This window comes from Acrocarpospora catenulata (genome assembly GCF_018476525.1).
In the GTDB taxonomy this organism is placed as follows: domain Bacteria; phylum Actinomycetota; class Actinomycetes; order Streptosporangiales; family Streptosporangiaceae; genus Acrocarpospora; species Acrocarpospora catenulata.
The window spans coordinates 1-22574 of the sequence record NZ_JAHCST010000082.1 but is presented as its reverse complement, the minus strand read 5'-3'; the positions used below and the strand labels follow the sequence as shown (position 1 = coordinate 22574).

The following is a 22574-nucleotide window of genomic DNA, read 5'->3' as shown; positions in this document are numbered from 1 at the left end:
CTCGGATTCTTCAGGTGTCGGCGTCGGGGATGTCATCAGGCAGCAGCCCGGAGCCCGCGCAGGATCGGCAGCCGTCCCCGTTGCACCACCAGCACGTGACCGTGCCGGGGCCGGGGGCGTTCGGATGATCGGGGCCGGGCTCATGCGCCGGGATGAACCCGGGCTTGGCACGCCCGGCGGTGCGGGTGACGCAGAAGCGGCGGCCGGTCACGCGGCCACCTGCGTCCCTGCGGAACTGCGGGCGCAGTCCAGGCAGATGCCCAGATGGCGGGGCAGCACGTACCCGGCATCGGTTCGGCATTGCGGGCAGGTGCGGCGGGCGGCGTTGGCCTTGGCCAGCGCTTCCAGCTGCCGCGCGGTGGCGGTCCGCTTCGGCAGCGCGAACCGCACGTCGTAGAGGAAGGCGACCCGCACCCCTGGAGCGCCGTAGCGGCGAGAGCGCCACATCACCTGTGCCTGAACATCCTGCCCGCCGGGACGCAAACCCCGGGCGGCCAGCTGGCGCAGCGTCATCAGGTGCGGCGGCGCGATCCGCCACGGGTAGGTGGGGATGCCGTACCGGGCGCCGGTCGGGTCGAAGAACGCGGAGCGGATGCGAGACATGGGCGGGGTTCCTTCTAGTTCGCCTTGTCCCAGTCGGAGTATTGGTTCACGGCTTCAAACGCTGCCTGGGCGTCACGCAGGGCGTCGGCCGCGGCGTTGAGCTGGGCCCCCGCCTTGTCCTTTTGGCTTCCAGGGGCGTACATGTTGTAGATCCCCTGTGCTCCCGCGTGAGCCTTGCGGGCCTTATCCAGAAGGCCCGCCTTCTCCAGACGTTCCTTCCTCCACCGGTCCACGCGCTGCTCACGAGCGTTGATCGGGGGAGGTAGGTCGGTGTTCCCCGGGGTCGCCTGCTGGGGACGCTTGCGAAAGATTCCCATGATCCTGTTCCTGTCGCTGGCCGTTGCCGTTTCTTTCAGGGGGCGGGCGCCCCGGACACCTCACCGGAACAGGGCCGGTGAGGATCCGCAGCGTCGGCTACCTAGGGGGTTCGCTGATCAGAGCGCCTCCGGGTACCCGGATGGCACGGGCGCCGTCACTGGACCGGTGAATCAGGTGGGGGTGCCTCCCATAGGACTTCCACGCAGAGGTCACAGACCTCCACGGTGCCGTTCTCGTAGAAAGTGCTGCTGGTGGAAGGGCAGACGGTCACCGCTCCCCCCTCCTGAGCTTTCGGACGGTCAGCTCAACACCGGCCTCCTCGGCGGCCTTGCGCCGGGCCTTCAGGTCCTTCCGCCCGTACACCGCGATCGGGCCGCCCCTGATGTGGTCGGCCAGGCTGGCCTCCGGCTTCGGCGGGGTGCTGATGATGTGCGTGATCTTCTTCCTGCCGAGCATGTGATCTCCTCTCTGGGGCTGACGCCCCGGAAACCTCACCGGCACGGGTCCGGTGAGGATCCGCAGCGTCAGCCGCTTCTACGGGAGCTCGATCAGGTCGTCCAGGTCGCCACGCTCGATCTGCGCGGCCACCGAGTCGAGATCCTTGGCCAGCGCGACCTTGTGCGCGGCTGTCGCGTGGTCGCCGCAGGCGCGGGCCTCAGAGGCCTCCCGCAGCAGGCGGACGCTGGCCTCACCCTGCTGCCTCAGTGCCTGCTCTCGGGTCTTGAACAGCTTCACAGCCACCGGCGTAGCCCCTTCGACCTGGCACCGGCCTGGACCTTGATGTCCTCCTTCAGGCGGGCCGCCCGGCGCCTGCCCACACGCCGCTCCAGTTCGGCGTCGGCGCGGCGTGCCTCCACCCGGGTGCTGGACATCCCGGTGGCCAGCAAGGCCAGATCGTTGAGTTCGTCGGCCTTAGCGGCCCGGCCCTTCAGCGCGGCCAACTGCTCGGGCGTCATACGGCTTCTCACGTGTCGACTCCTTCAGGGGGGATGGAGAGGGGGTTGAGCGGCTGTTTCGGGTGCCCGCCCGGCGCCTGGCCGGGCGGGCACCCCGGACAGCGGCCGGGCTCACTTCGTGCCGGTCTGCTTGCCGGTGTCGTTGCGCGGGTCGGAGCCGGTGACCGCGGCATCCCTGCGGTTCATCTGCACGAGGCGGGTGGCGAGGCGTTCCATGTCCCGCTCGTGATCGGTCTGCGTCCTCCGGTCGGTGCTCATGGGCTGCTTTCCTCCTTGGCGGGTGAGGTGGAGCCGGTCGCTCCGGGCACCCGCCCGACCCGCACAAGGCCGGGCGGGCACCCGCAACAGCCGGGCAGAACACGCGATGTCAGCGGCGGTCCGGCGGCTCTTCGGTGGCGGTGGTCCAGATCCGCACCTCGGCACCGGCGACCCCGGCGCGGATGGCGAAGTGTTCGGCCTCCGTACCGGCATGGCCGATGTAGATATCGGCGCCGAGCACATCGGCCCACCGGGAAAGCAGCTCGCGCCGTTCGTCGCGGGTGCCAGCCCAGATGCCGATCTGGCCGTCGAGGCCGCCGTAGACGGCGTCGATATGCCAGCTGACCAAGGGCATGTCCGTGTGGGTGAGGAGTTGTCCCAGCGCCAGGACGCTGGCCTGCTGCGTCTGGAGCATGGGCGTGGTGAGGGAAAGGGCCATGATGGTTTGCCTCTCGTGCGGGGGCGTTCCTCGCCCGGAAGACCGGGGCGAAGCGACCCGGGAGGGAGCGGGATGGGGGTGTGCGGGAACCCCGGCGGTGACGCGGAGGATCACCGCCGGGGTTTGGCGGGCGGCCTTGCCGGGAGAAGGACCGGCGGGGCCGGCACCGGCTTGGACGGCTTGGGCAGCGCGTAGCCCTGCACGCCGCGGCGGCTCATCGGCCACCCCCGCACGGGGGATTCTGGGCAGCCGTCCGGCAGCCGTCGCACCTGGTGCTGTGGCCGGTCCCGTGCACCGGACACGTGGGGCGGGCCGCGGTCGGGTGCATGCGGTGGCAGAGCGGGCACTGGTAGCGGCTCACGACGCCACCCCGTCCCGGTGGGCCAGGCACACGGTCGCAACCGCATAAGTCCGGACCAGCGGCCGGGCCAGCTCCTCAGCGGGATATCCCGCCCAGACTCCGGTCTCGGGCCGGATGAGCAGGGCCGTGGCCAGGCAGCGCAGCCGCACCGGACACTCGGCGCACACGCTCTTGGCCACGTCCTCCCGGGCCGCCCGCTCCTCGGCCGACTCCTCACCGAACAGGTCAGGGCCGGTGTGCAGCTCCGGGTCCAGCCCGCACGCCGCGCCGTCGGCCAGCTCCTCCGGCAACTCGCCGGTGAGCGCGTCAAGCAGGTTGACCACCGGGTGGACGTACGCCAGCCGCGGGGCGCTCACCGCTGGACGCTCCGCACGGCGCACGTGCACTTCGGGTCCGTGCACTTCGGGTCCGTGCACGAAGCCCAGTCCAGACGAGCGGCTCCCCTCAGCGGGGTGGGCGCGGCCGGGGGCTGGCCGTACGGCCTGCCCTGAGGGATGGAGTTCTGGGGCATGATGATGAAGCTCCTTGCTGGAGTAGGGCAGCCCCATGTCTTGGCCGATGGGGGGCTGCCCTCTGGGGTTGACGGGGTACCGGGCCGGTTGGCCGGCAGTGCCCCGGCGGGGAGTCGAACCCCGCCTTTCGACCATCAGGGCTGTTGAGAGTCAGCGCAGTTCGCCACGGCAATGACGAGAGCAGGCGCAGGGCCACGGGCCCTTGCCGTAGACGATGACCGTGCGCTCACCCAAGTCAGGGCGGAAATATCTCGTGGTGGCGATCCACCTCGGGCAATCGCCCGTGTAGGTCTCGCCGCCGTCCGAGCTGTAGAACTGGACGGCCTTACGTCGCTTCATGGACCGAACCCTTCGGTCGTGTCGATTCGTGATGAGGGAGACGGGTCAGCACCCGTGCCCCGGTCAGGCGCGCAGGATCGTGACCTGCGCGGGGGCAGCCTTTTCAGTGGGAGGCGGCCCAAAGCCCGGATGAAGTTGTCAGGTAGCAGGTGCGCCCACCCGTCGGTAGTGCAGCAACCGGCCGGCGTGCGACACACGTCTGTGCCGCCTTCCAGGTCTTCCGGCTGCAACCTCAAGCCGCCCAGAGCAATGCGCTTTGGGGTGCACTTCGCGTGCTAGCTCACGAACATGTATACGCGAACTAGCACACAGATGCAAGGCGGTGCCGCAGAGAGCCTCCGGTCAGCCCAACCTTGGGGTGGCGAAGGCAGACGGGTAGACTAGGTACGCGAACTAGAACGCAGCCCTGGAAGGGGGTCTCAGGTGTCGCCTCGGCTCCAACGGCCAGCCCCGCCTTATGTGCAGATCACTGAGCACTTTCGGCGCGAGATTCTCGAAGGTGTCTTGACTGAAGGACATAAGCTGCCATCCGTGGCTGAGATTGCCCGTGACTGGGGGGTCGCTACGGCCACGGCAGCTAAGGCTCTGACACAGCTTCGCTCAGAGGGATATGTGAGAAGCTCAAATCAGGGGACGTTCGTATCTATCTCGCGAAAGCAGACAACGGGGCCGGACCGGCTTCAAATGCTCCGTGCGACTGGCAATGGGTACCGTCCCGGAGAACGCGCGGAAATCGTGTCAGCTGGGTTGATCTCAGTGCCCGCAGGGGTCGCAGAGGTCCTAGGCGTGAGCGAAGCAGCTAGGGTAATCCAGCGACGGCGACGCTACCTCGATGATGAGGGAATAGTAGCTCTCTCCACGTCATGGCTACCCGAAGACTTCGCGGATGCCGCGCCGGAATTGCTTGGAACAGATCCGCTGCCGAAAATGACCTTCGGGCTAGTCGAAGAACGAACTGGACGGCGGGCAGTTCGGCGCCGTGACGTTGTTGCCATTCGTTCTGTTCCTGAGGACATCGCGTCTCTGATTGGACTCAGCCCTGATGCACCCGTGCTAACAATGGCCAACACGTACTGGGACCAAAACGGAGACGTTACTGAGTATGCCGTGGACTTCCTAGGGCTTGGCCGCGAACTGTCTGCCGAGTACGCACTCGACTGATTGCGCGTTGGCGAGGCTTCATTGCGCAAGCTGTCCCGGCGGCGACACGAAATGTCCCAGGCCGCGCACACTGTAAATGTCGCCTGTGGCGCGTAGTTTCTCCAGCGCTTTCCGCGCGGTGCCGCGTGCCACGTCGAATTCGGTGACGAGTTCGTGTTCGCTGGGTACCCGTTTGTCGGGCTCGTACGTGCCGTCGGCGATGCGTGCCCGGATTGCGTCGGCGATCTGGTCTGACTTGGGCACGTTCCCCCGCCACTCAATCATGCGTTGAACCGTAAGCACCCCCGCCGACCTGCGGATACCCACACTCGGCCAAGGTTCACTATGGTGAAGTATGGTGAAGCTGCTTAGCATGGTGTTCGTGCCAGTGACTTCCCTCCCGAGCCATCACGACCGGCACGTGTCGCCTCCGACTGCGGCGCCCGAAGCGATCCTGTGGCGGCCGGCGTACGCCCGTAGTGGCACCGAGCGGGAGCGTGGCCGCACGTGCTCATGCAGGCGGGTCCGTTACGAGCTGATCGTGTCCGGAGGACTGACGTTCATTCGTCGCTTCGAGGGCGACGAAGTCACCGAGTCCCCGCGCCTGTTCGCCGCTCAAGGACAGGAGCTATGGGAGAAGCTCCTCCTTGGACAGGCCGTTTAGGCATGCGGCCTAGTGCTGGTAGCGACTGACTTTCAAAGGGCTCAGCACCGCTCTCGCGTACTGTGGCCGTACAGATCACGCCACCTGCGTCGTATTCCCCAAGGTCAGAGCCGTGATCGTGGCTGGCCTCCGGAGCCGGGTGCGCAGGTTCGAATCCTGCAGGGGGCACAAGACCATGGTCAGCGGAATCGGCCGATGACCAGGGCGAACAACGTAGAAACGGGCGGGTCTCCAGTCTCATGGAGTCCCGCCCGTTCTCGTTGATGCTCGCTGGTGGTGGACCAAATCTCAGACGGTCAGCGCGGCCTCTATCCGGCGGTTGTTCTGCTCTTGGCGACCGTCAAGGCACTTGGCGTAGCGCTTGAGGAGCACTTCCACGCTGTTGCCTGCTCGGGCGGCTACCTCAGTAGCGTCCACTCCGGCATTGAGTCAGGTAGCCGGGTCGCTGGTCTCTAGCTCGCGTGCCAGCCAGGCGGCAGGGTCCACGCTGTCGTTCACGGCCATCGCGTTCGTCTCCTTCGATCTTGGCATCGCTACCGGAAGGATCACGCGATGGCCGTCCTCATTTCCCGACGCCACGCCTGCTACCAGCGGAAACTCGTACGCCACCGCCATGGACGCAACCCGGGTTCGCGCCATCGCCCCTAGGGCACCGTGGATGTCCCACCCGCCCGTGTTGACCTTCGGCCGGATCCGCTGCCGCAGGCAATGCCGGCCGGAATCGGGGCCTGACAACGTCGCATATACGGCGCTTATACAGACGAGGCCTAAATTTAGCGAGACGGACCGATTCGACGAAGAGGACGATGAATGCTCCGGAAAATGGCCCGAATGGGCGCCGTGCTGGTCACGTTCGCGGCGGCCACCACCGTTGCACCCGCTTACGCCGCCGTTTCTTGCGGCCACACCCTGGAGTTCTACAAGACCCAGTACGAAGTGAGCGTATTCGAGAATGTGAGCTGCAACGGTTCCGTTTACGCGATCTATTCCAAGGTGGAGTTCTATCGGCCGGAGATCCGTAAGGGGTCGAAGTGGTGCGAGCCGGCCAGGTCGTGCACGTCGGTCGCCGGAATGGTCAACACGCCGGGTACCCAGACGTATTGCGCGAGAGCACACGGCGAATGGTTCAAGGACTACATGGACCTGCCTCCCGGGACGTCGCAGGCGCTCAAGCCCATCGAAGCCTGCACGACGGCCTGAGCCGCTCTCCGTTCACCTGAAAAACACGAAAGGAAGAAATGACAGTTCCGCGATTCATTCGGGTGCTCCTTACCCTGGTTTTCGCGATATCCGGTGGGCTGCTGGCCCAGTCCCCCGCGTCGGCCGCCGAGGTGAGCTGTACACACAAGATCGAGTGGTACAGGAGCAACTATGAGGTCTCGGCGACCGAGATCATGGACTGCAACCAGGTGGCGCACGTCATCTACGCCCGTATTACCATGACCAAGCCGAAGTACCTCCAGGGCTACAACAACTGCGTGGTCGAATGGTCCTGCAGAGCCGTGGTGTACACCTCCAACCCCTCAGGTCTCCAGCAGTTCTGCGCGACCGCGTCCGGTTTCTACATGGTCAGCCCCGGATCCCCGCCGGTCACCCGAGCCCCGAAACAGATCTCCTCCTGCATCGAAGCCTGATCCACCGCTCCTGGCGTGCCCTCAACCGAGGAAACGCCTTTCGATCGCCGATCCGCCTCCGGGTGGGTCGGCGATTTCGCTTGTCAGGGCCTGAATCATGGACAAGCCGTCCTTCTTATCGTGACGCGGATGAGCACGTCGTGGCGGGCGAGGCGGTAGCGGACTTCGAGGCGGAAGGCGTCAAAAAGCCTGCGGAGCAGATCCTCTGGAAGGTCGGCGAGGTTGATCGCGAGCGGGAGGATCTCCGCCGCTCTTGCGAGGGCACCGGCAAATCCGCCCCGCACGCGCGGGGTGACTACCCCTGCTCAATTTCACTCGGATCAGGGGGTTCTGGTGAGGGGGAGGCCGGAGAGGAGGTGCTCGCGGAGGGCGGAGCCACGGATGCCGAGCTCGGGGAAGTCGTCGGGGTCAGGGGCGTCGGTGATCAGTAGTTCGGGGACCAGGAGGCTGGTGAGCGGGGCTTCCGGCGTGGGGTCGACCAGGCCGCCGATGGGCGCGGTGGGTAGGTCGAGGTAGGCGGGGGCGAGGGTTCTGCCGTGGAGAGTGCCGGCGACCAGGTCGGGGCAGAACTCGTTCCAGAAGATCGTCACGGTGGTGCGCACATCGCCGTGGATCATCACCAGCTTGTCGGTCATGTCGCCGACGAAGGTTTCCGCTGTCACATGACCGAGCACTATCAGCTTCGTGTCGCCCGCCAGGTAGATGTTTCTCGCCCGGAGGTCCCCCAGGACGATCAGCGCGGCGGCGCCGTCATCCACGTCGACGATGTTGCCGTCGACGGTCAGGTCGCCATCTACGACGTACCCGGTCGCCCCGTCGGGCGTGTCCTTCCGCCAGGGAGTCCGGTCGTGCTCGTCGAGGGGAAGTTCCCCGCTCACCGAGGCAGGACCGGGAACCAGGATGTACTCCTCCTCGTACAGGTTCTCGTACGTTTCCTTCGGCAATCCCCGGCGCTCGAACAGCTCCACCGCATCGGACCACGGAAGGTAATCGGTTCGCATACGCGCGACCGTAACACTCACCACCGACATGCCTTCGCCGATCGGATTCGTGCGGCGGTGGCCAGGTCATCGTGACGCTGGGACCAGCGGGTTCTCCCCACCCGCGTCGGTACGGATCGACCGCCTGCGGTACGCCCTCCGGCAGGGGCACCGGTGAGCGCGCGGCGGGCGTTGCTCGCGGGAGCGGAGGCGTTCGTGGTCGAGCCTGCCACCCGGCGGTGCTCGGGCCGCGCGACGTACGGCTCGACGTCCTCGGCGTCGGCGTCTGCGGCTCGGACGTCGCCCTGTACCGGACCGGCGGCGCAGGTCCGGACCAGGTGCTGGGCCACGAGATCGTCGCCCGCGTGACCGAGGCCGGAGAGGCGGTGACCGGCCTGCCGGTCGGCACGGTGACGATGGTCCGCCCGATGCGGTCGTGCGGCCGCTGCCCGTACTGCGCCGACGACGCCACCCACCTCTGCGACCATTCCCAGGGACTCCAACACCGGCACCGTACGACTGGGTTTCGCCGTCTCCCGGCGGTTCCCCCTCACCGACATCAACGCAGCCTTCCGCTACGCCCTCGACGACCCCACGGCGGTCAAGGTGATGATCAGCGACTGAAGGGGTTCTGCGCCTGGAAACGGTCATACGCCGGGGGCGCCTGCCTGGTCCAGCGTTCGTGAAAGTTGACTCTCGACGTCACGCGTCCAGGCCGAGGCGTTGCAGGCGATCCTCGGCGCTACCCTCGATGACGTACTCGAGCTGAGCCGCGTTGATCTCCGCCACCCGGGCGACGCTCTTGGCGGTGACGTGCTGCCGCTCGAACTCCGCCATCGTCGGGAACTCCGCCTCCAGCACCAGGTGGTGCAGCCCGCCGAACGCCGGTGCCCACACCCGGTACGGCGTGAGGCCCTCGGCCGCGTACAACTCGTTCTTCTCCCGCTGCAACTTCATGAACGCGGGCAACGTACCGTATCTGAGGTTGCGCAGGATCTGGTGCCGATAGCTCATCAGGGGGTCTCCATGTGGGGAACGGCCACCCAGCCCTTGTCGAAGGGCGTGGTGAAGAAGTTGTGCACGCGCAGATGCGAGATGAGCCACCGGCCGTCCTCGCGGCGGAACTCGTTGTCGTAGCTCCCCGCGATCCACAGCGGCTGGTCGCCGCGGTAGGTGCACGCCTGGAAGTACATCCACCGGCCGCGCGCGGCGTCGCCGTCCACCTCGACGGCGCCATTGGTCAGGAAGTGCGCCGCGAACGGCATCCGGTCGACGTTGCGGTCGAACTTCCGCACCAGCGCCGGCCGGCCGACGGCCGCCCAGCCGGGGTTGCCGTGCGGGCCCACGCTCTCCCAGCGGCCGTCCTGGGTGAACAGCACGCTCACATGGTGGCCCTTGTCCGCCTCGCGGTCGGCCGCGGCCATGTACGCCACCATGAGCTGCTCGATCTCGTGCCGTGACTCCAGCAGTTCCAGCCGCGCCAGCAGCGCCTCACCCGGCTCACCCACCGGTGGCCCCCAGCGCGGCCTGGTAGCGGGTGAGCAGCCAGGCGTTCATCTGCGGGATCGTGGTCTCCAGCTTGGCCAGCGGCCCGCGCGGCGCGAACCTGGACTCGTACCCGCGCTGGAGCGCCTCGGTGGTGACGGCGTCCTGCTCGATCGCCACCGCCTTGCGCTTGAGCTGCTCGGCGTAGATCTCCTCGAAGCCGGGCACCTCGACTGCCGACTTCGGGTACAGGTTGACCCGGCGCAGGTCGATCGTGCGGGCCGAGGTGGGCAGCACGAATGACAGGCTGACGAACGTCGGCTGGAAAATACCGAAGATCAGCGGCGGCACCGACGCGAACATCACCCGCCTGCGCTGCTCCTCGGTCAGGCCGGGGATGCCCGGCGTGCGCCGCCTGCCGTCGGCCGCGTCGCCGAGGCTGGCCTCCTCGCTGACCAGGTACGTCGGGTGCATGATCTGCCCGTCGCCCGGCTCGAACTCGCCGAACTCCGCCAGCCGCGACGGCGCGCTCTCGTGCACGCCCTTATGCACGAACGCGGTGTGGTAGGGCTCCAGCGCGTTGTCGTGGTGGATCTTCCAGTTCCACGGCAGGTCGCGGCGCATCGAGGCGGGCATCGGCACCAGCTCGTCCAGCCCGAACGTGGCCAGCTCGGCGTCCAGCTTGGCCAGGGTGGGGGCGAGCGGGCGGGCGTCCGGGTCGAAGTTCACGAACACCAGGCCGTGGAAGATCTCGGTGCGCACCGCCGGCAGCCGGACGAACCGGCGCAGGTCCTTCAGCGGCACGGTCTCGGTCATCTGCGGGGCCGCGACCAGCTTGCCGTCCAGACCGAACGCCCAGTTGTGGTACGGGCAGACCAGCTTGGTGCCGTTCAGGCAGGGCGCCTCGGCATCCCGGGCGTTCAGCCCGTCGAAGATCGGATGCCCGCGGTGCTGGCAGACCGTGGACAGCGTCCGGATCTCGCCACTGAGGTCGCGGAGCACCACGATCGGCTCGTCGAAGATCGTCATCGGGAGCTGGTCCCCGGGGCTGGGGATCTCGTTGACGTGCGCGACGCACAGCCACTCGCGGCCGAAGATGGCCTGCTTCTCGAACTCGAAGAAGTCCTGGCTGGTGTAGACCTGGCGGGGCAGGAGCTGCGCGGACTGCACCGGGTCGGTGCACCGCTCCACGTCGAGGAGGATCTCCGCGGCGCGGGCGCGGATCTTGTCGTCAAGCACGGTGTCCACGTGCTTCTCCTTCCTGGGGATGGGCCTCAGAGGCCGATGCCGTCCTTGACGTACTTGTTGGTGTAGATGTCGGAAGGTTTGAGCCCGTCCTTGAGCGCCTTGTTCTGCGCGGCGAAGATCGGCGACAGGATGTCGATCATCTTCTGCACGCGGGTCTCGTCGAAGCGGCCGATGGTGCCGGTGGAGTCGTTGGCCGCGAGCTGCCGGTCCAGGATCGTCTTGACCGCGGCGGCGTTCAGGCCCTCGCTGGTCTGCCAGAACTCGCCGATCTCCCGGTTCATCTCGGTGATCTTGGCGGAGATGGGGCCCGGGTTCTTCAGGAAGTCCACCCACGCCCGCTGCATCATCGGCACGAACTCCTTGAGGCAGGCGTCGTACCGCGTCACCAGCTCCGGCCGCATCGACAGCGAGCTGGCGTAGTTCACGTAGCCGGCGTCGTACACGAGCAGCGTGCTGACCGGCTTGTTCCAGCCGCGGGTCTCGCTGCCGTACTTGTACGGCTCGGCGCTGGCCAGCCCCGACTGCACCACCCCGCCGTCGGAGGCCACCCACCGGTCGGCGCTGCCCTGGTAGGACCCGTCCACCTGGCTCTTCTTGAGCTGGCCTGAGCCGACCAGATACTCCATGTAGGTCGAGCCCTCGAAGTACAGCACCGGCGTGTCCGTCTTGCCGATGTCCGCGATCGACTTGAAGTCGAACTTCTCCGGGTTGTACATCAGGATCTGCGGATCCTTGTCGAAGTAGCTCATGACCGCGACGGTCGGCTGCTCCCGGGAGTTCTGGATCGCCTCGTCGGTGGCCAGCATGCCCATGAACAGCGAGTCGTCCTTGTACAGCTGCGCGGTCACCTGGTCGTTGCCGGTGAGCGGGCCGCCCGCCCGCACCTCCACGTTCACCCCGGTGTCGGCCAGCGGGCCCCGGTACACGCCGGTCTTGGCGTCGAGGGTGCCGCCGGGGCCGATGAGCTGGTACATCCCGCCGTACTCGGCTTCGGGGAACCAGCTCAGCTGGATGGAGATCGTGTCGGGGCAGACGCCCTTGAGCGAGACGCCCGTGGTCACCGTCGGCGCGGCCTGCGGGGCCGCCGCCTCGGTGGTGTCCCCGCCGCAGGCGGCGGTCAGGGTGAGGAGGCCGGCCGCGGCCAGCGTGCGAATGGATTTCATATCGTGGCTCGCATTTCAGCTTGACTTCGAGTGCGCCGAGGCATGCCAGTTCCGCAGCACGTGCCGGCTGATCAGGGTGTTGGTCAGGAAGAGGGCCAGGCCGAGCAGCGAGGAGCAGATGATCGCGGCGTACAGCCGCTCGGTCTCCAGGGACGCCCGGTAGATGTCCAGCAGGCGCCCGATGCCCGGATCGCCCTGCCGGAAGAAGAAGTCGGCCACGATCGCGCCGATGACCGAAAGGCCGCCGGAGATGCGCAGCCCGGTGAGGATGTTGGGCAGCGCCGCCGGGATCTCCAGCCGCCACAGCCGCGTCCACCGGCCGGCCTTCATCAGGTCGAACAGGTCGCGCTGCGACGGCTCGACCGACTTCAGGCCGAACAGGGTGTTGGTGATGATCGGGAACAACGCCAGGATCGAGCAGATCAGGATCCGGCTGAAGGTGTCGAACCCGAACCAGAGCCCGACCAGCGGCGTCATGGCCAGCACGGGCAGCGTCTGCAGCGCCACCGCGTACGGGTAGAAGGATCGCTCCATCGCGACCGACTGCGACATGACCACGGCCAGCGTGAACCCGATCGTCCCGGCGATCGCGAATCCGGCGAGTGAGATCGCGGCGGTCGAGCTCAGACCGGCCAGGATCTCCGCGAAGTTGTGCCAGTCCAGGAAGCCGACGGACACCACGTCGTGCGGGGGAGGCAGCAGGAAACGGCGGCGTTCGCTGAGCAGGCCGTACGAGATCAGGTACCAGACCGCCACGAACAGGGCGAAGACGATCAGCGGCGGCCCGCCCATGGTGACATACCCGCGCATCCGGGCCTGTCCGGCGGACGTGACCGGCTCGGCGGTGGACGCCGCCGGCACGCCGGGCGCCATGGTTGATATCACTGGGCACCACTCCTCAGGCAGCGGCCGATCTCGCCGGTGAGTGCGGCGAACTCCGGCGTCGAGCGCAGCTCGGGCTCGCGCGGGTAGGGGAAGGGCACCTCGAACTCGCCGATGATCCGGCCTGGCCGGGCGCACATCACCGCCACCCGGGTGGACAGGAACACCGCCTCCGCGATCGAGTGCGTGACGAACACCCCGGCGAACGCGCGGGCCCGGAAGATGCGCAGCAGCTCGCTGTTGAGCCGCTCTCTGGTGATCTCGTCGATCGCGCCGAACGGCTCGTCGAACAGGAACACCTCGGGTTCCAGCGTCAGCGCCCGAGCCAGGCTGGCCCGCATCCGCATGCCGCCGGAGAGCTGGTTCGGATGGCGGTTCTCGAACCCGGCCAGGCCCACCATCTCGATCGCCTGCCGCGCCTTCTCCGCCCGCTCGGCTTTGGGCAGCTTCTTGAGCTGGGTGCACAGCTCGACGTTCTGCCGCACCGTACGCCACGGGAGCAGCGTCGGATCCTGGAACACGTAGGCGATGTGGCCGGTGTTCAGCACCACCTCGCCCGCCGTCGGCCGCGCCAGGCCCGACGCGATCCGCAGCAGCGTGCTCTTACCGCAGCCGGACGGGCCCACCACGGAGACGAACTCGCCGGGGGCGATGTCCATGTCGACCGTGTGCACCGCGTGCACCCCGTTGGGGAAGACCATCTCCACCCCGCGGAAGGCCAGCAGGCCGCGCGGGGCACCCTCCTTGGGCCGTACGGCGACGGTCGTCGCGCCCTCGGTCATGATGGCGCTCCTTTCTTGAGCGGAAGGGGAGTTCGCCCCCGTGCGGCGAGTTCCTCGAGCGCACGGACGACCGACCACACCGTGATCGCCGACGTCCGCCCCCCTGAGGCGGCGAGCGTGTCGTTGACCAGCGCGAACCGGTACTCGCCGACGGCTGTCCGGGCCGCGATCTCATGCCGGGTGCGCCGCGCCGCGGGGTCCGCGGTCACCACCACGCGCACCCGGTCGATGCCGGTGGTGGCCAGCCCGAGGGTGACCGCGACGTTCGCCGTCTTCGGGAACCGCAGCGCCGCCTCGCGCGCCGTGCCCTCGAACACGATCCCCGCGCCCGCCACGCCCAGCGCGCCGGGCGTCTTGACGGTCGTGAGGGTGACCTCCGCGGCGCCGTCCGCGCGGATGGCGGCGGCCAGCAGGTCCAGGCCGCCGATCGCGCCCGGCGGCACCGTCCAGCGGGCGCCCCCGGCCAGCGCGGCGGCGTCGAGCGCGGCGTGCACGGCGTCGTCGGCCAGCGCGCCCGCGCTGCACACGACCAGGTCGCGGCCCGCGGCCAGCACCCGCGCGCCGTAGGCGCGCACCGCCGCGCCGCCCGCCGCCTCGACCACCACATCCCCGCTCCCGGTCAGCTCGGCCACCACCGCCCCGGCGGGGAAGCGCGAGCCGACGGCGGCGCCGGTCACGCATCCGGCCACGCGCCCCGCCGCGAGCAGGTCGCGCAGCGTGCCGCCGATCCCGCCGGTGCCGAGCAGCGATACGCGCATCTCACACGCCCAGCGCGATGGCGCCGATACGGGGATCGGCGGCGGCGGTCAGGCCGGCGCCGGTGACGCGCAGGAGGACGTGCGCCGGGCGTACGGCCGACGCGGACTCCTCCACCGGCACCCGCGTGCCGTCCTGGAGGGACCAGCGTGGACCGGTCAGGATGGCGCCGAGATCGTCAGGACCCGTGGTCATGAGGTCGCCGAGCACCTGCGCGTTCCACGGCACCTGCTGCTCGCCGCCCGGCGTGGCGCCGAACACGTCGGGCCTGCCGGTGCCGCGGGTGTCCAGCGCCCAGGCGTGCAACGTGGTCGGCGGCCTGCGGCCCGGCGCGGGCCCGTCCGGGTGGCCGGGATCGGGGTGGAAGCCGCGCCCGGCCCGGTTGGACAGCACCAGGTCGTAAGGCTCGGCCACCAGGCCGCTGCCGAACTGCGGATGCGAGTTCGAGTGCACCATCACCACCGCGTTTCCTTCGTTATCCGCCGCCGCGACCACCGACGTGCCTTCGCCGATCGGCCCGCCCACGAGCGCTCGTTCGCCCGCGAGCGCGGCGAGCAGCGCCGGTCCGCGCGTCGGCGCGGGCGTCGCCCAGATCGCGTCCTGTCTGACCGGCTCCGCCCATTCGGCAGTCGGGGCGGCCAGGTCGTCGCGGCCGACCACGCCGCCCGCCGCCGCGACCCGCTCGGCGAGTACGGCGCCCGCCGGGCCGTGGAACAGACCGGCCCCGCGCTCGGCGAACTCGCCCAGCAGCAGCGCGAGCCCTGGAAGGCGGAGCAGGGTCCCGGCCTGGAGCGGGCCCGCCGCCGGCCGGTACCGGCAGCCGGCGGGCTGATGGTAGGCGAGCAGGTCGTCCGCCTCCCGCGCGAGCGCCGCGCACAGCTCCGGCCAGACGATCCCGCGCCGCGCCAGCTCGATCGCGGGCCGGGCGAGCCGATCCAGACCCAGCCGGCCAAGATCGGCCAGCGCCGCGTACCCGCCGGGCGCCCCCGGCACGCCGACGGAAAGTCCGCCGTCGCGGGGGAGCGGGCGGGTGGCCAGCGCCTTGGGGAGCCGCCGGGCGGCGGCCCCGATCGACAGCAGCGCGCGCGGCGCGGACCGGCCCGCCGGCAGGACCAGGGCGACCACGTCACCGGCGAGACCGCACTTGGGCGGCAGCAGCACGGTCTCCGCCAGCCCGGCCGCGATCACGGCGTCGAAGGCGTTGCCGCCGTCGAGCAGGGCGGCGGCGCCGATCGCCGCCGCGGTGCGCGCGCCCGCGCCGACGACGCCGAGGGAGCCGTGCGCCACCGCGTTGGCGGCCAGGACGGCGGTGGCGGTCATTCCGGCCGTACCGCCCGGTTCGGGCCGTAGTCGTTGACCTGGCTGGGGCCGTAGTGGCGCAGCTCGATCACGTTCCCGTCGGGGTCGGTGATGTAGACGAGGTCGGCCTCGCCGCGTGCGCCCCAGCGCCGGAACGGCCCGGCCACCTTGCCGAAGGCCCCGGACCCCGCCAGTTCCTTGAGGTCGATCGTGTCCACCTCGATGCAGAAGTGCGCGAGGTTCTCGCCGGTGCGCTTGCCCCTCGGGTCCAGATCGATGATCACGCCGGGTGTCACCTCGACCGAGGGGAACGGCGCCTTGCCCGTGCGGAACTCCGCGACGCGCAGCGGGCGCATGCCGAGCTTGGCGGTGTACCAGTCGAGGGAGCGCAGCGGATCGGCGACATGCAGGACGATGTGGTCGAGCCCGCGCACGCTGACCAGTGGCCGCGCGGCTTGCGAAACGCTTGTCATGAAGGATTTTGTATCCCGATTTTGTTGCGGCTAGCCGATAATCTGGTTAATGCCACGTTACCTGGACCGCGGTGCGGGGCGTGTGGATGCGTATGGACCTGCGGTTGCGTGGTCATGTATCCGCGGCATCGCGCCATGAGCCCAGCCGCAATTATGGGATACAAAATCTCAGATCATCGAGATCTAGGAGGTCAGGCGGGCCGCGGCGGCGAGCGTGGCGGTCACGATGGCCTCGTAGCCGGTGCAACGGCACAGGTGACCGGTGAGCGCCTCGCGGACGGCCGGGGCGTCGAGGGAGGGGCTCGTGCTCAGCAGGTGCGAGAGCGCGACCACCAGGCCGGGGGAGCAGTAGCCGCACTGGGTGGCGCCGGCCGCCGCCAGCTCCGCCACCAGCACGGGCAGGGCGGCCCGCCGAGCGGTCTCCACCACCGCGCCGGCCGCCGCGCCCGCGGGCACGACGCACGCCGGCGTCGGCACCCCGTCGAGCGACACCGTGCAGCTTCCGCACTGGCCGCCCCGGCACCCGGCCGGGAGCGGGCGTCCCGCCGCCTCCAGGGCGTCGAGCAGCGAGGCCCACACCGGCACCTCGGCGTGGTACGGCTCGCCGTCCAGCGTCCCGCGCACCTCCACCAGGTCATCGCCGGACATCGGCGTCTCCACGGGCGTCTCCACGGTGGATGCGGCGGTGGCAGCGGCGAGCCAGGGCGGCCACGGAGCGGCGGGCGTACGGGGTCGGGGGAGCGGCGGCGGCCACGACCTCCGCCGCGAAACCGTCCGCCCCGGCCGGGTCGGCCAGGTGCGGGACCGCGCCGGGGCAGGGGACGGCGGTTCCGGTCCGGTATCCGGTTACGGCGGCGCGCGGGCCGCCGGCCAGCAGGGCCGCCGCCACGGCGGCGAGCGTAGGGGCCGCGACCTCGCGGACCGCGAGCCGCTCGTAGGCGAAGGCCGCCGGCACCGCGAGATCCAGCCCGATGGCCAGCTCGTCCGGCTCGAGCGCGTCCGCTGTGGTCACCGGCAGCCTCCGCTCGCCCCGGGAGCGCGCGGCGGCGGCGATCAGCGAGCCGTCCAGCGCGGTCAGCACCACCGCGAGGTCGGCGGGGGCCTGGAACAGGTTGCCGGTCAGCGTGGCGCGTTCGCGCACGGCGGGCGTGGCGAACCCGCGCAGCAGCCCGTCCAGCACCCCGGCGCCGAGGGCGTGGGCGCGGGCGGCCGCGGCGACGCGTACGACAGGGCCGAGCCTGACCCGGTCCCCGCAGGCGTCGATCGCCGCGCCGTCGCGGAGCCCGCCCAGGTCGAGCACGTCGGCGGGCCGCAGCAGCCCGGCGTTCATCGCGGGCTGGACGGCGGTGCCGCCGCCGCACACGAGGGCGCGCGGCAGCTCGGCCCGCGCCGCCAGCGCGGACGCGATCGTGGCCGGCCGCAGGTACGCCATCAGCCATCCACCGCCGCGGATTCTTCCGTCCGAGGCGCTGCCGCCGCTGCGGCGGCAGCGGGGTCGTGGGAGGTGGCGAGGTCCTCGGGGTGGGCGGGGATGCGGGCGACCGGGCGGCCCGTGGCGGCACGGAGTGCGGCGGCCACGGCGGCGGGGGAGGAGATCAGCGGGCCTTCGCCGACGCCCTTGGCGCCGAACGGCAGCCGCGGGTCGCCGGACTCGACGATCACCGGGATCACCTCGGGCACGTCCACCGCCGCGGGCAGCAGGTACGTGCCGAACCCGGCCGCGCCGCCCCGCCCGTCCGCGTCCACCGGGATCTCCTCCAGCAGCGCGAACCCCGCGCCCTGGACGGTGCCGCCGGCGAGCTGGCCGCGTACCAGCGCCGGGTTCAGCGCCCGGCCCACGTCCTGGGCCGCGACGAGCTGCACCACCTGGGCCGTGCCGAGGGCGGGGTCCACGTCCACGACGGCGCGGTGCGCGGTGAGCTGGAAGGCGAGGTGCGGGTCGCCGCGCCCGGTGCGCGGATCGGGCGCGGCGGTGGGCGGCGCGTCGTACCGCTCCTCGACCACGATCGAGGTCCCGTCGCCCAGCGCCGCGAGATCCACGGGGAAGGCGCCGCCGAGTCGCTGCCTGAGACGGGTCGCGGCGCGGAGCGCGGCGCCACCTGAGGCCATGGTCTGCCGGCTCGCCTTGCTGCCGCCGCTGGCCGGCAGCGTCGAGGTGGAGTCCGCGAACGTGATCGGCACCGGGCCGAGGCATTCGGTGACGATCTGCGCCAGCACCGCGCGTACGCCCTGGCCCACCTCGGGGGCGGCGGTGGCGATCTCGACGCCGTGGCGGTCGGCGCGCAGCACGATGCCCGCGCCCTCGGCCCGTCCGTCGCCGAGCCCGGCGCTCTTGATCCCGACGGCCACGCCCACCCCGCGCCGGAGGCCGGGCGCGGGCGCGGCCGCCGGCGGCGGCACGGCGTCGAGCGCGTCGAGGAGGCTCGCGGGTGCGGCGACGCCCTCCAGCGCCTGCCCGCTGGTGGCCAGCGCCTCGCCCGGTTCGAGCAGGTTGCGGCGGCGTACGTCGGCGGGGTCGAGGCTCAGCTCGGCGGCGAGCGCGTCGACGGTGGACTCCATGGCGAAACACACCTGCGTCGCGCCGAACCCGCGCAGCGCCCCGGCCACCGGGTTGTTGGTGTAGACGGCGCGGGTGGCGATCTCGACGCGCGGGATCCGGTAGGGCCCTGCGGCGAAGTAGTGCGCGACGCCGACGACGGCCTTGGACGTGCTGGCGTACGCGCCGCCGTCGAACAGCAGGTCGGCGGCGAGCGAGACGAACGTGCCGTCGGGGTCGGCGGTCAGCTCGTACGTCATGATCGCCGGGTGCCTGCTCGGGTGGGCGCCGAAGGACTCGGCCCGCGAGTAGAGCGCGCGCACGGGGCGGCCGCTGAGCAGGGCGGCGAGGCAGAGGTGCACGTGCACGGTGATGTCCTCGCGCCCGCCGAACGCGCCGCCGACACCGGCCAGCTCCACGCGCACGCGCTCCTCGGGCAGGCCGAGCGCCGCCGCGATCTGCGCCCGGTCGTGGTGCAGGTCCTGGGTCGCCACGCGCAGCACGATCCCGCCCGCGCCGTCGGGGAACGCAAGACCGGCCTCAGGGGCCAGGAACGCCGCGTCCTGCCGCCCGGTCCGCCACCGGCGGCGTACGCCGATCGCGCCCCGGCGGGCGGTCCCGTGCGCGAGCCGCAGCCGATGGACCAGGTTGCTCCCGTCCGGCCCGACACGGGGGGCGTCGGCGTCGAGCGCGCGCTCGGGGTCGAGCAGGGCGGGGTGCGGGCGCAGGATCGGGCGCACCAGCAGTGCCATGCGGCGGGCCGCCTCGGCGGTGTCGGCGAGCGCGAAGGCGATCGGCTCGCCGTGGTGGCGGACGCGGCCGTCGGCGAGCACGGGCTGGTCGGGGGTCTTCACCCCGACGCGCCGCGCGCCGGGCACGTCGGCGATGGTCAGCACCCGGTACGCGCCGCGCACGCGCATCGCCTCCGCCGTCTCGACGCCGAGCAGGTCGGCGGCGGCGACGGGGCTGCGTACGGTCGCGCCGTGCAGCTCGCCGGGGGCGTGCAGCTCGGTCGCGTACCTGAACTCGCCGGTCAGCTTGGCGACGGCGTCGGGGCGCACCGGAGAGGCTCCCACCCCCGAGGGCAATGACATGGCGGATATTGTATCCGAAATGGGTGGGTTGACAATGGTCGAAGGCAGCACCTCCAGCGGCTCACTCGTGTGATAATTCGCATAAACGCGTGGTCCGGGCAGTGAGGGCGTGACGATCGTCTTTCCCGGCTGTCTGCGATACTGTATGCAGGATTGTCAAGAGGAGGGGGCGTCATGTCGATCGGCGAGTCGCATCGGGCACTCCGTGACGAGGTCGCCGACCAGCTCCGCAGCTGGATACTCGACGGCACCCTCGCGCCGGGCAGCCGCCTGGGTGAGGGGGCCATCTCCGAGCGGCTGGGCGTGTCCCGGCTGCCGGTGCGCGAGGCGTTCCGCCGGCTGGAGGCCGAGGGCCTGGTTCAGACGGCCCCGCGGCGCGGCGTGCGGGTGGCGGTGTTCGACCAGGAAGAGCTGGCCACCATCCAGGAGATCAGGCTCGCGCTGGAGCTCATCGCGGTGCGCAAGACCGCCGAGCGGCGCGACTCCGAGACCATGAACGAGCTGGAGCGCGTGCTCCTCGCCGGCTCCCAGGCGGCCGAGGCGGGAGACCAGTCCGCGCTCAAGCGGCTCAACGGCGACTTCCACGAACTGCTGGCCGGCGGCACCGGCTCACGAGTGCTCGTCGCCCTGCTCCGCTCCGTGCGCAACCAGGCGCACCACCTCGTCGGCGGCCTCGTCACCTCCCCCGAGGACTCGTGGTCGGAGCACGCCCGCGTGATCCGCGCCGTCCTGGAGGCCGACGCCGAGATGGCCGCCCTCCTCATGCGCCGCCACCTCCACGACCGCCACGAATCCCAGCGCGCCACTCTCACCCCCAACCCATGATCTCGCGTTCCGATGCTGGTCGACCCCCGTCACCGGGTGGGAGCAAGGCATCCACCCAGCCCAGGTCAGGAAGTCACTGCTACGACCAGCGGACGATCTTGCCGTTCTCGCATCGGTGGATCTGGCCGGCGCAGTTAACCCGGGCCGTGCGCGGCGGCATCGACCCTGCCGATTTGTTGGCCCCGCTGACCGCTACCCGCTGGACTGGCCCGCCCACGCCCACGGATGCACGATCCTCAGCGTGGACCCAAGCCCCGATGGCACCGCTCACCACCTGCTCCTGGAACTACCGCCGGAATCCCCACTGGCGCTCGTCCTGAACATCACCTGACCCCCGTCAGGCTGACCCAGCGCCCGACTTATCCCCGCGCGCCCGGACCGTAACTCGTGCCGAGCCAGGCTGGCCCGTACCGCCCGTGACCAACCATCAAGATCCGTCTCAGCGCTAATGGCTGTTCCTGCATTCCTCAACCCCATCGGGACCGAGGCGGCCCGACCATGTTCTCTGCGGGTCAAACAGGGAGCGCGTCAGTCATACTGCGGAGGTGGATGCGGCGAGCGAGGGCCGGGGTGCGGAGAAGTTCGCGTAGCCCGGCCGAGATCTGCTCGCCCAGCGGGGTGTCGAGGTAGAACTGGGCCTCGTTCAGCCACACCACTGTGCGCGGCCCGACGTGGGCGAGTGCGGCCAGGGCGGCATCGGGGCGGGTGGGGTCGATCGGGTGCCACAGCCGCCAGCTGTGTCCCGACTCCCGCAGGGAGGCGAGGGCTTCCCAGCAGGCGCGGGTCTTACCGGTGGAGGATCCGCCCACCAGCACCGCCAGCGCGCTCTGCCCGCCGAGGGCGCGTTCGGCGGCCGCGGCGAGCTGCTGGTCGTGGGCGCGTGGCACGTACGGCGGTAACGGGGGCAGGCCGGGATGGTCGTCGAGGCGAATGGGGCGGTGGACTTCCAGGACGAACGGGTCGGTGAACGTCTCCAAGAGTCGGCCGGGCGGCTGCGGGCCGGGAGCCTGCCGGGTGCCTGGTCCTGGCAGGATGGGCAGGCGATCGAGGGTGGTGCCCAGGAGGGTCCACCAGGCGGTGCTGTCGGGAAGTCGGTCGATCAAGGTGATCGGCACGAAGGTGAGATCAGAGGCGCCCTGGCGGGGAGCATGTTCGGACACCACTCCGACGACCCGATCGCCGACCAGCACCGCAGCGCCGGACATGCCCGCCCAAGCTGTGCCGGTCAGTGTCGTTCCTGCCGGCGGCAGCCGGTGGTCGGGGTGGTGGTGGGTTTGCAGGGTGAGAAGGCCAGGCCCCGACCGCTGCGAAACGGGGATCTGACCGCTGACCTGCGCGGGATGGCGGACTGTGTCCCGGCCCTCGCCGCGCTCCATGAAGCGGCGGAACCCGACCGCGCCGCAGCCCTCGACCACCTCCAGGTACGCGGTGCGGTCGGCGACCCGCGCGAACCCGATCCGCGGTAGCAGCACGATGTCTGCGGGGACGTCCTGGCCGAGCTCGACGACCGCCAGATCCGCGTGGTCGAGGTCCCCCGCGAGGAGCACCCGTGCCGACCAGATCCGTCACCGCAGGAACAGGGGCAGCCGGGGCGGCCGGCCACCCACATTCTGCGCGGTCGACTACCGGCGGCGCCATGCCGTCGAGTGCGGCATCAACCGGCTCAAACGCCATCGCGCGGTGGCCACCAGGTATGACAAGCTCGCCGTCCGCTACGAGGCTCTTCTCCAGATCGCCATGATCAACGACTGGCTGACCTGTCTTTGAGACAGGCCCTAGCGGGTTCTCCCCACCCGCCCACCCATTATGGCCTTCGGCCGGATTTGG

30 protein-coding genes are annotated in these 22574 nt (G+C 70.2%); 5 read left to right on the top strand and 25 right to left on the bottom strand.

Features of this window, described 5'->3' with window-relative positions; all coding sequences use genetic code 11:
* Positions 1 to 10: 10 nt before the first annotated feature.
* The 10 genes from KIP79_RS42225 to KIP79_RS42180 form a co-directional block, all read right to left on the bottom strand.
* Entirely contained in the window at positions 11 to 211 is a 201-nt protein-coding gene (locus tag KIP79_RS42225) for a hypothetical protein (RefSeq protein ID WP_214110674.1), read from the bottom strand.
* Positions 208 to 603, bottom strand: a complete 396-nt coding sequence (locus KIP79_RS42220) for an RRQRL motif-containing zinc-binding protein (RefSeq protein ID WP_214110673.1) — start codon at positions 601 to 603, stop codon at positions 208 to 210. Before KIP79_RS42220 ends, KIP79_RS42225 begins: the two co-directional genes overlap by 4 nt.
* Positions 604 to 617: 14 nt before the next feature.
* Positions 618 to 920, bottom strand: a complete 303-nt coding sequence (locus KIP79_RS42215; RefSeq protein WP_214110672.1) for a hypothetical protein — start codon at positions 918 to 920, stop codon at positions 618 to 620.
* A 268-nt stretch (positions 921 to 1188) separates the two neighbouring features.
* On the bottom strand, positions 1189 to 1377 hold the full coding sequence (locus KIP79_RS42210) for a hypothetical protein (protein WP_214110671.1): 189 nt from the start codon (positions 1375 to 1377) through the stop codon (positions 1189 to 1191).
* A 78-nt stretch (positions 1378 to 1455) separates the two neighbouring features.
* Positions 1456 to 1662, bottom strand: a complete 207-nt coding sequence (locus KIP79_RS42205) for a hypothetical protein (RefSeq protein ID WP_214110670.1) — start codon at positions 1660 to 1662, stop codon at positions 1456 to 1458.
* Positions 1653 to 1889, bottom strand: a complete 237-nt coding sequence (locus tag KIP79_RS42200) for a hypothetical protein (RefSeq protein ID WP_214110669.1) — start codon at positions 1887 to 1889, stop codon at positions 1653 to 1655. Before KIP79_RS42200 ends, KIP79_RS42205 begins: the two co-directional genes overlap by 10 nt.
* 99 nt (positions 1890 to 1988) lie before the next feature.
* Positions 1989 to 2135, bottom strand: coding sequence for a hypothetical protein (locus KIP79_RS42195; RefSeq protein WP_214110668.1), 147 nt, complete (start codon positions 2133 to 2135; stop codon positions 1989 to 1991).
* Between the two features lie 109 nt (positions 2136 to 2244).
* Positions 2245 to 2574: a hypothetical protein gene (locus KIP79_RS42190; RefSeq protein WP_214110667.1), complete on the bottom strand. Its 330-nt coding sequence runs from the start codon at positions 2572 to 2574 to the stop codon at positions 2245 to 2247.
* A 357-nt stretch (positions 2575 to 2931) separates the two neighbouring features.
* Positions 2932 to 3291, bottom strand: coding sequence for a WhiB family transcriptional regulator (locus tag KIP79_RS47965; RefSeq protein WP_308170195.1), 360 nt, complete (start codon positions 3289 to 3291; stop codon positions 2932 to 2934).
* A 306-nt stretch (positions 3292 to 3597) separates the two neighbouring features.
* On the bottom strand, positions 3598 to 3786 hold the full coding sequence (locus KIP79_RS42180) for a hypothetical protein (protein WP_214110665.1): 189 nt from the start codon (positions 3784 to 3786) through the stop codon (positions 3598 to 3600).
* A 423-nt stretch (positions 3787 to 4209) separates the two neighbouring features.
* Between KIP79_RS42180 and KIP79_RS49895 the strand changes: the two genes are divergently transcribed.
* Positions 4210 to 4947 (top strand): GntR family transcriptional regulator, encoded by a 738-nt coding sequence (locus tag KIP79_RS49895; protein WP_308170194.1) that lies wholly within the window; start codon positions 4210 to 4212, stop codon positions 4945 to 4947.
* Between the two features lie 18 nt (positions 4948 to 4965).
* On the opposite strand, the gene KIP79_RS42170 is transcribed toward KIP79_RS49895, so the two are convergent.
* Positions 4966 to 5211, bottom strand: coding sequence for a GntR family transcriptional regulator (locus KIP79_RS42170; protein WP_214110663.1), 246 nt, complete (start codon positions 5209 to 5211; stop codon positions 4966 to 4968).
* Positions 5212 to 6421: 1210 nt separating this feature from the next.
* Between KIP79_RS42170 and KIP79_RS42165 the strand changes: the two genes are divergently transcribed.
* Positions 6422 to 6790 (top strand): hypothetical protein, encoded by a 369-nt coding sequence (locus KIP79_RS42165; RefSeq protein WP_214110662.1) that lies wholly within the window; start codon positions 6422 to 6424, stop codon positions 6788 to 6790.
* Between the two features lie 38 nt (positions 6791 to 6828).
* On the top strand, positions 6829 to 7224 hold the full coding sequence (locus tag KIP79_RS42160; protein WP_214110661.1) for a hypothetical protein: 396 nt from the start codon (positions 6829 to 6831) through the stop codon (positions 7222 to 7224).
* Between the two features lie 320 nt (positions 7225 to 7544).
* Here KIP79_RS42160 and KIP79_RS42155 read toward each other — a convergent pair whose 3' ends face one another.
* The gene (locus KIP79_RS42155; RefSeq protein ID WP_214110660.1) at positions 7545 to 8225 is read right to left on the bottom strand and encodes a polymer-forming cytoskeletal protein; all 681 of its coding nucleotides are present in this window, start codon (positions 8223 to 8225) and stop codon (positions 7545 to 7547) included.
* 218 nt (positions 8226 to 8443) lie between these two features.
* On the opposite strand from KIP79_RS42155, the gene KIP79_RS48825 reads away from it, so the two are divergent.
* On the top strand, positions 8444 to 8890 hold the full coding sequence (locus KIP79_RS48825; protein WP_214110659.1) for an alcohol dehydrogenase catalytic domain-containing protein: 447 nt from the start codon (positions 8444 to 8446) through the stop codon (positions 8888 to 8890).
* A gap of 16 nt (positions 8891 to 8906) precedes the next feature.
* Here KIP79_RS48825 and KIP79_RS42145 read toward each other — a convergent pair whose 3' ends face one another.
* The 12 genes from KIP79_RS42145 to KIP79_RS42090 all read right to left on the bottom strand — a co-directional run bounded on the left by KIP79_RS42145 (position 8907) and on the right by KIP79_RS42090 (position 19922).
* Positions 8907 to 9218, bottom strand: coding sequence for a hypothetical protein (locus KIP79_RS42145; RefSeq protein WP_214110658.1), 312 nt, complete (start codon positions 9216 to 9218; stop codon positions 8907 to 8909).
* The gene (locus tag KIP79_RS42140; protein WP_214110657.1) at positions 9218 to 9712 is read right to left on the bottom strand and encodes a nuclear transport factor 2 family protein; all 495 of its coding nucleotides are present in this window, start codon (positions 9710 to 9712) and stop codon (positions 9218 to 9220) included. The genes KIP79_RS42145 and KIP79_RS42140 overlap by 1 nt, the downstream gene beginning before the upstream one ends.
* Entirely contained in the window at positions 9705 to 10937 is a 1233-nt protein-coding gene (locus KIP79_RS42135) for an aromatic ring-hydroxylating oxygenase subunit alpha (protein WP_214110656.1), read from the bottom strand. Before KIP79_RS42135 ends, KIP79_RS42140 begins: the two co-directional genes overlap by 8 nt.
* A 26-nt stretch (positions 10938 to 10963) precedes the next feature.
* Positions 10964 to 12100, bottom strand: a complete 1137-nt coding sequence (locus KIP79_RS42130) for a hypothetical protein (protein WP_214110655.1) — start codon at positions 12098 to 12100, stop codon at positions 10964 to 10966.
* Positions 12101 to 12115: 15 nt separating this feature from the next.
* Positions 12116 to 12985, bottom strand: coding sequence for an ABC transporter permease (locus tag KIP79_RS47960; protein ID WP_214110654.1), 870 nt, complete (start codon positions 12983 to 12985; stop codon positions 12116 to 12118).
* Positions 12982 to 13764, bottom strand: a complete 783-nt coding sequence (locus tag KIP79_RS42120; protein WP_214110653.1) for an ABC transporter ATP-binding protein — start codon at positions 13762 to 13764, stop codon at positions 12982 to 12984. The genes KIP79_RS47960 and KIP79_RS42120 overlap by 4 nt, the downstream gene beginning before the upstream one ends.
* Positions 13761 to 14522, bottom strand: coding sequence for an aspartate dehydrogenase domain-containing protein (locus KIP79_RS42115; RefSeq protein WP_214110652.1), 762 nt, complete (start codon positions 14520 to 14522; stop codon positions 13761 to 13763). Before KIP79_RS42115 ends, KIP79_RS42120 begins: the two co-directional genes overlap by 4 nt.
* Position 14523: 1 nt before the next feature.
* Positions 14524 to 15840: a gamma-glutamyltransferase gene (locus tag KIP79_RS42110; protein WP_214110651.1), complete on the bottom strand. Its 1317-nt coding sequence runs from the start codon at positions 15838 to 15840 to the stop codon at positions 14524 to 14526.
* Positions 15837 to 16292, bottom strand: coding sequence for a VOC family protein (locus tag KIP79_RS42105; RefSeq protein ID WP_214110650.1), 456 nt, complete (start codon positions 16290 to 16292; stop codon positions 15837 to 15839). The genes KIP79_RS42110 and KIP79_RS42105 overlap by 4 nt, the downstream gene beginning before the upstream one ends.
* Positions 16293 to 16475: 183 nt before the next feature.
* A complete protein-coding gene (locus KIP79_RS42100) occupies positions 16476 to 16940 on the bottom strand; it encodes a (2Fe-2S)-binding protein (protein WP_214110649.1) in 465 nt (154 codons plus the stop codon).
* Entirely contained in the window at positions 16927 to 17724 is a 798-nt protein-coding gene (locus KIP79_RS42095; protein WP_214110648.1) for an FAD binding domain-containing protein, read from the bottom strand. The genes KIP79_RS42100 and KIP79_RS42095 overlap by 14 nt, the downstream gene beginning before the upstream one ends.
* Positions 17724 to 19922, bottom strand: a complete 2199-nt coding sequence (locus KIP79_RS42090; protein WP_214110647.1) for a xanthine dehydrogenase family protein molybdopterin-binding subunit — start codon at positions 19920 to 19922, stop codon at positions 17724 to 17726. Before KIP79_RS42090 ends, KIP79_RS42095 begins: the two co-directional genes overlap by 1 nt.
* Before the next feature lie 174 nt (positions 19923 to 20096).
* Here KIP79_RS42090 and KIP79_RS42085 point away from each other — a divergent pair, with 174 nt between their 5' ends.
* Positions 20097 to 20747, top strand: a complete 651-nt coding sequence (locus KIP79_RS42085; protein WP_214110646.1) for a GntR family transcriptional regulator — start codon at positions 20097 to 20099, stop codon at positions 20745 to 20747.
* A gap of 512 nt (positions 20748 to 21259) precedes the next feature.
* Here KIP79_RS42085 and KIP79_RS42080 read toward each other — a convergent pair.
* A complete protein-coding gene (locus tag KIP79_RS42080; protein WP_214110690.1) occupies positions 21260 to 22294 on the bottom strand; it encodes a hypothetical protein in 1035 nt (344 codons plus the stop codon).
* Between the last annotated feature and the right edge of the window lie 280 nt (positions 22295 to 22574).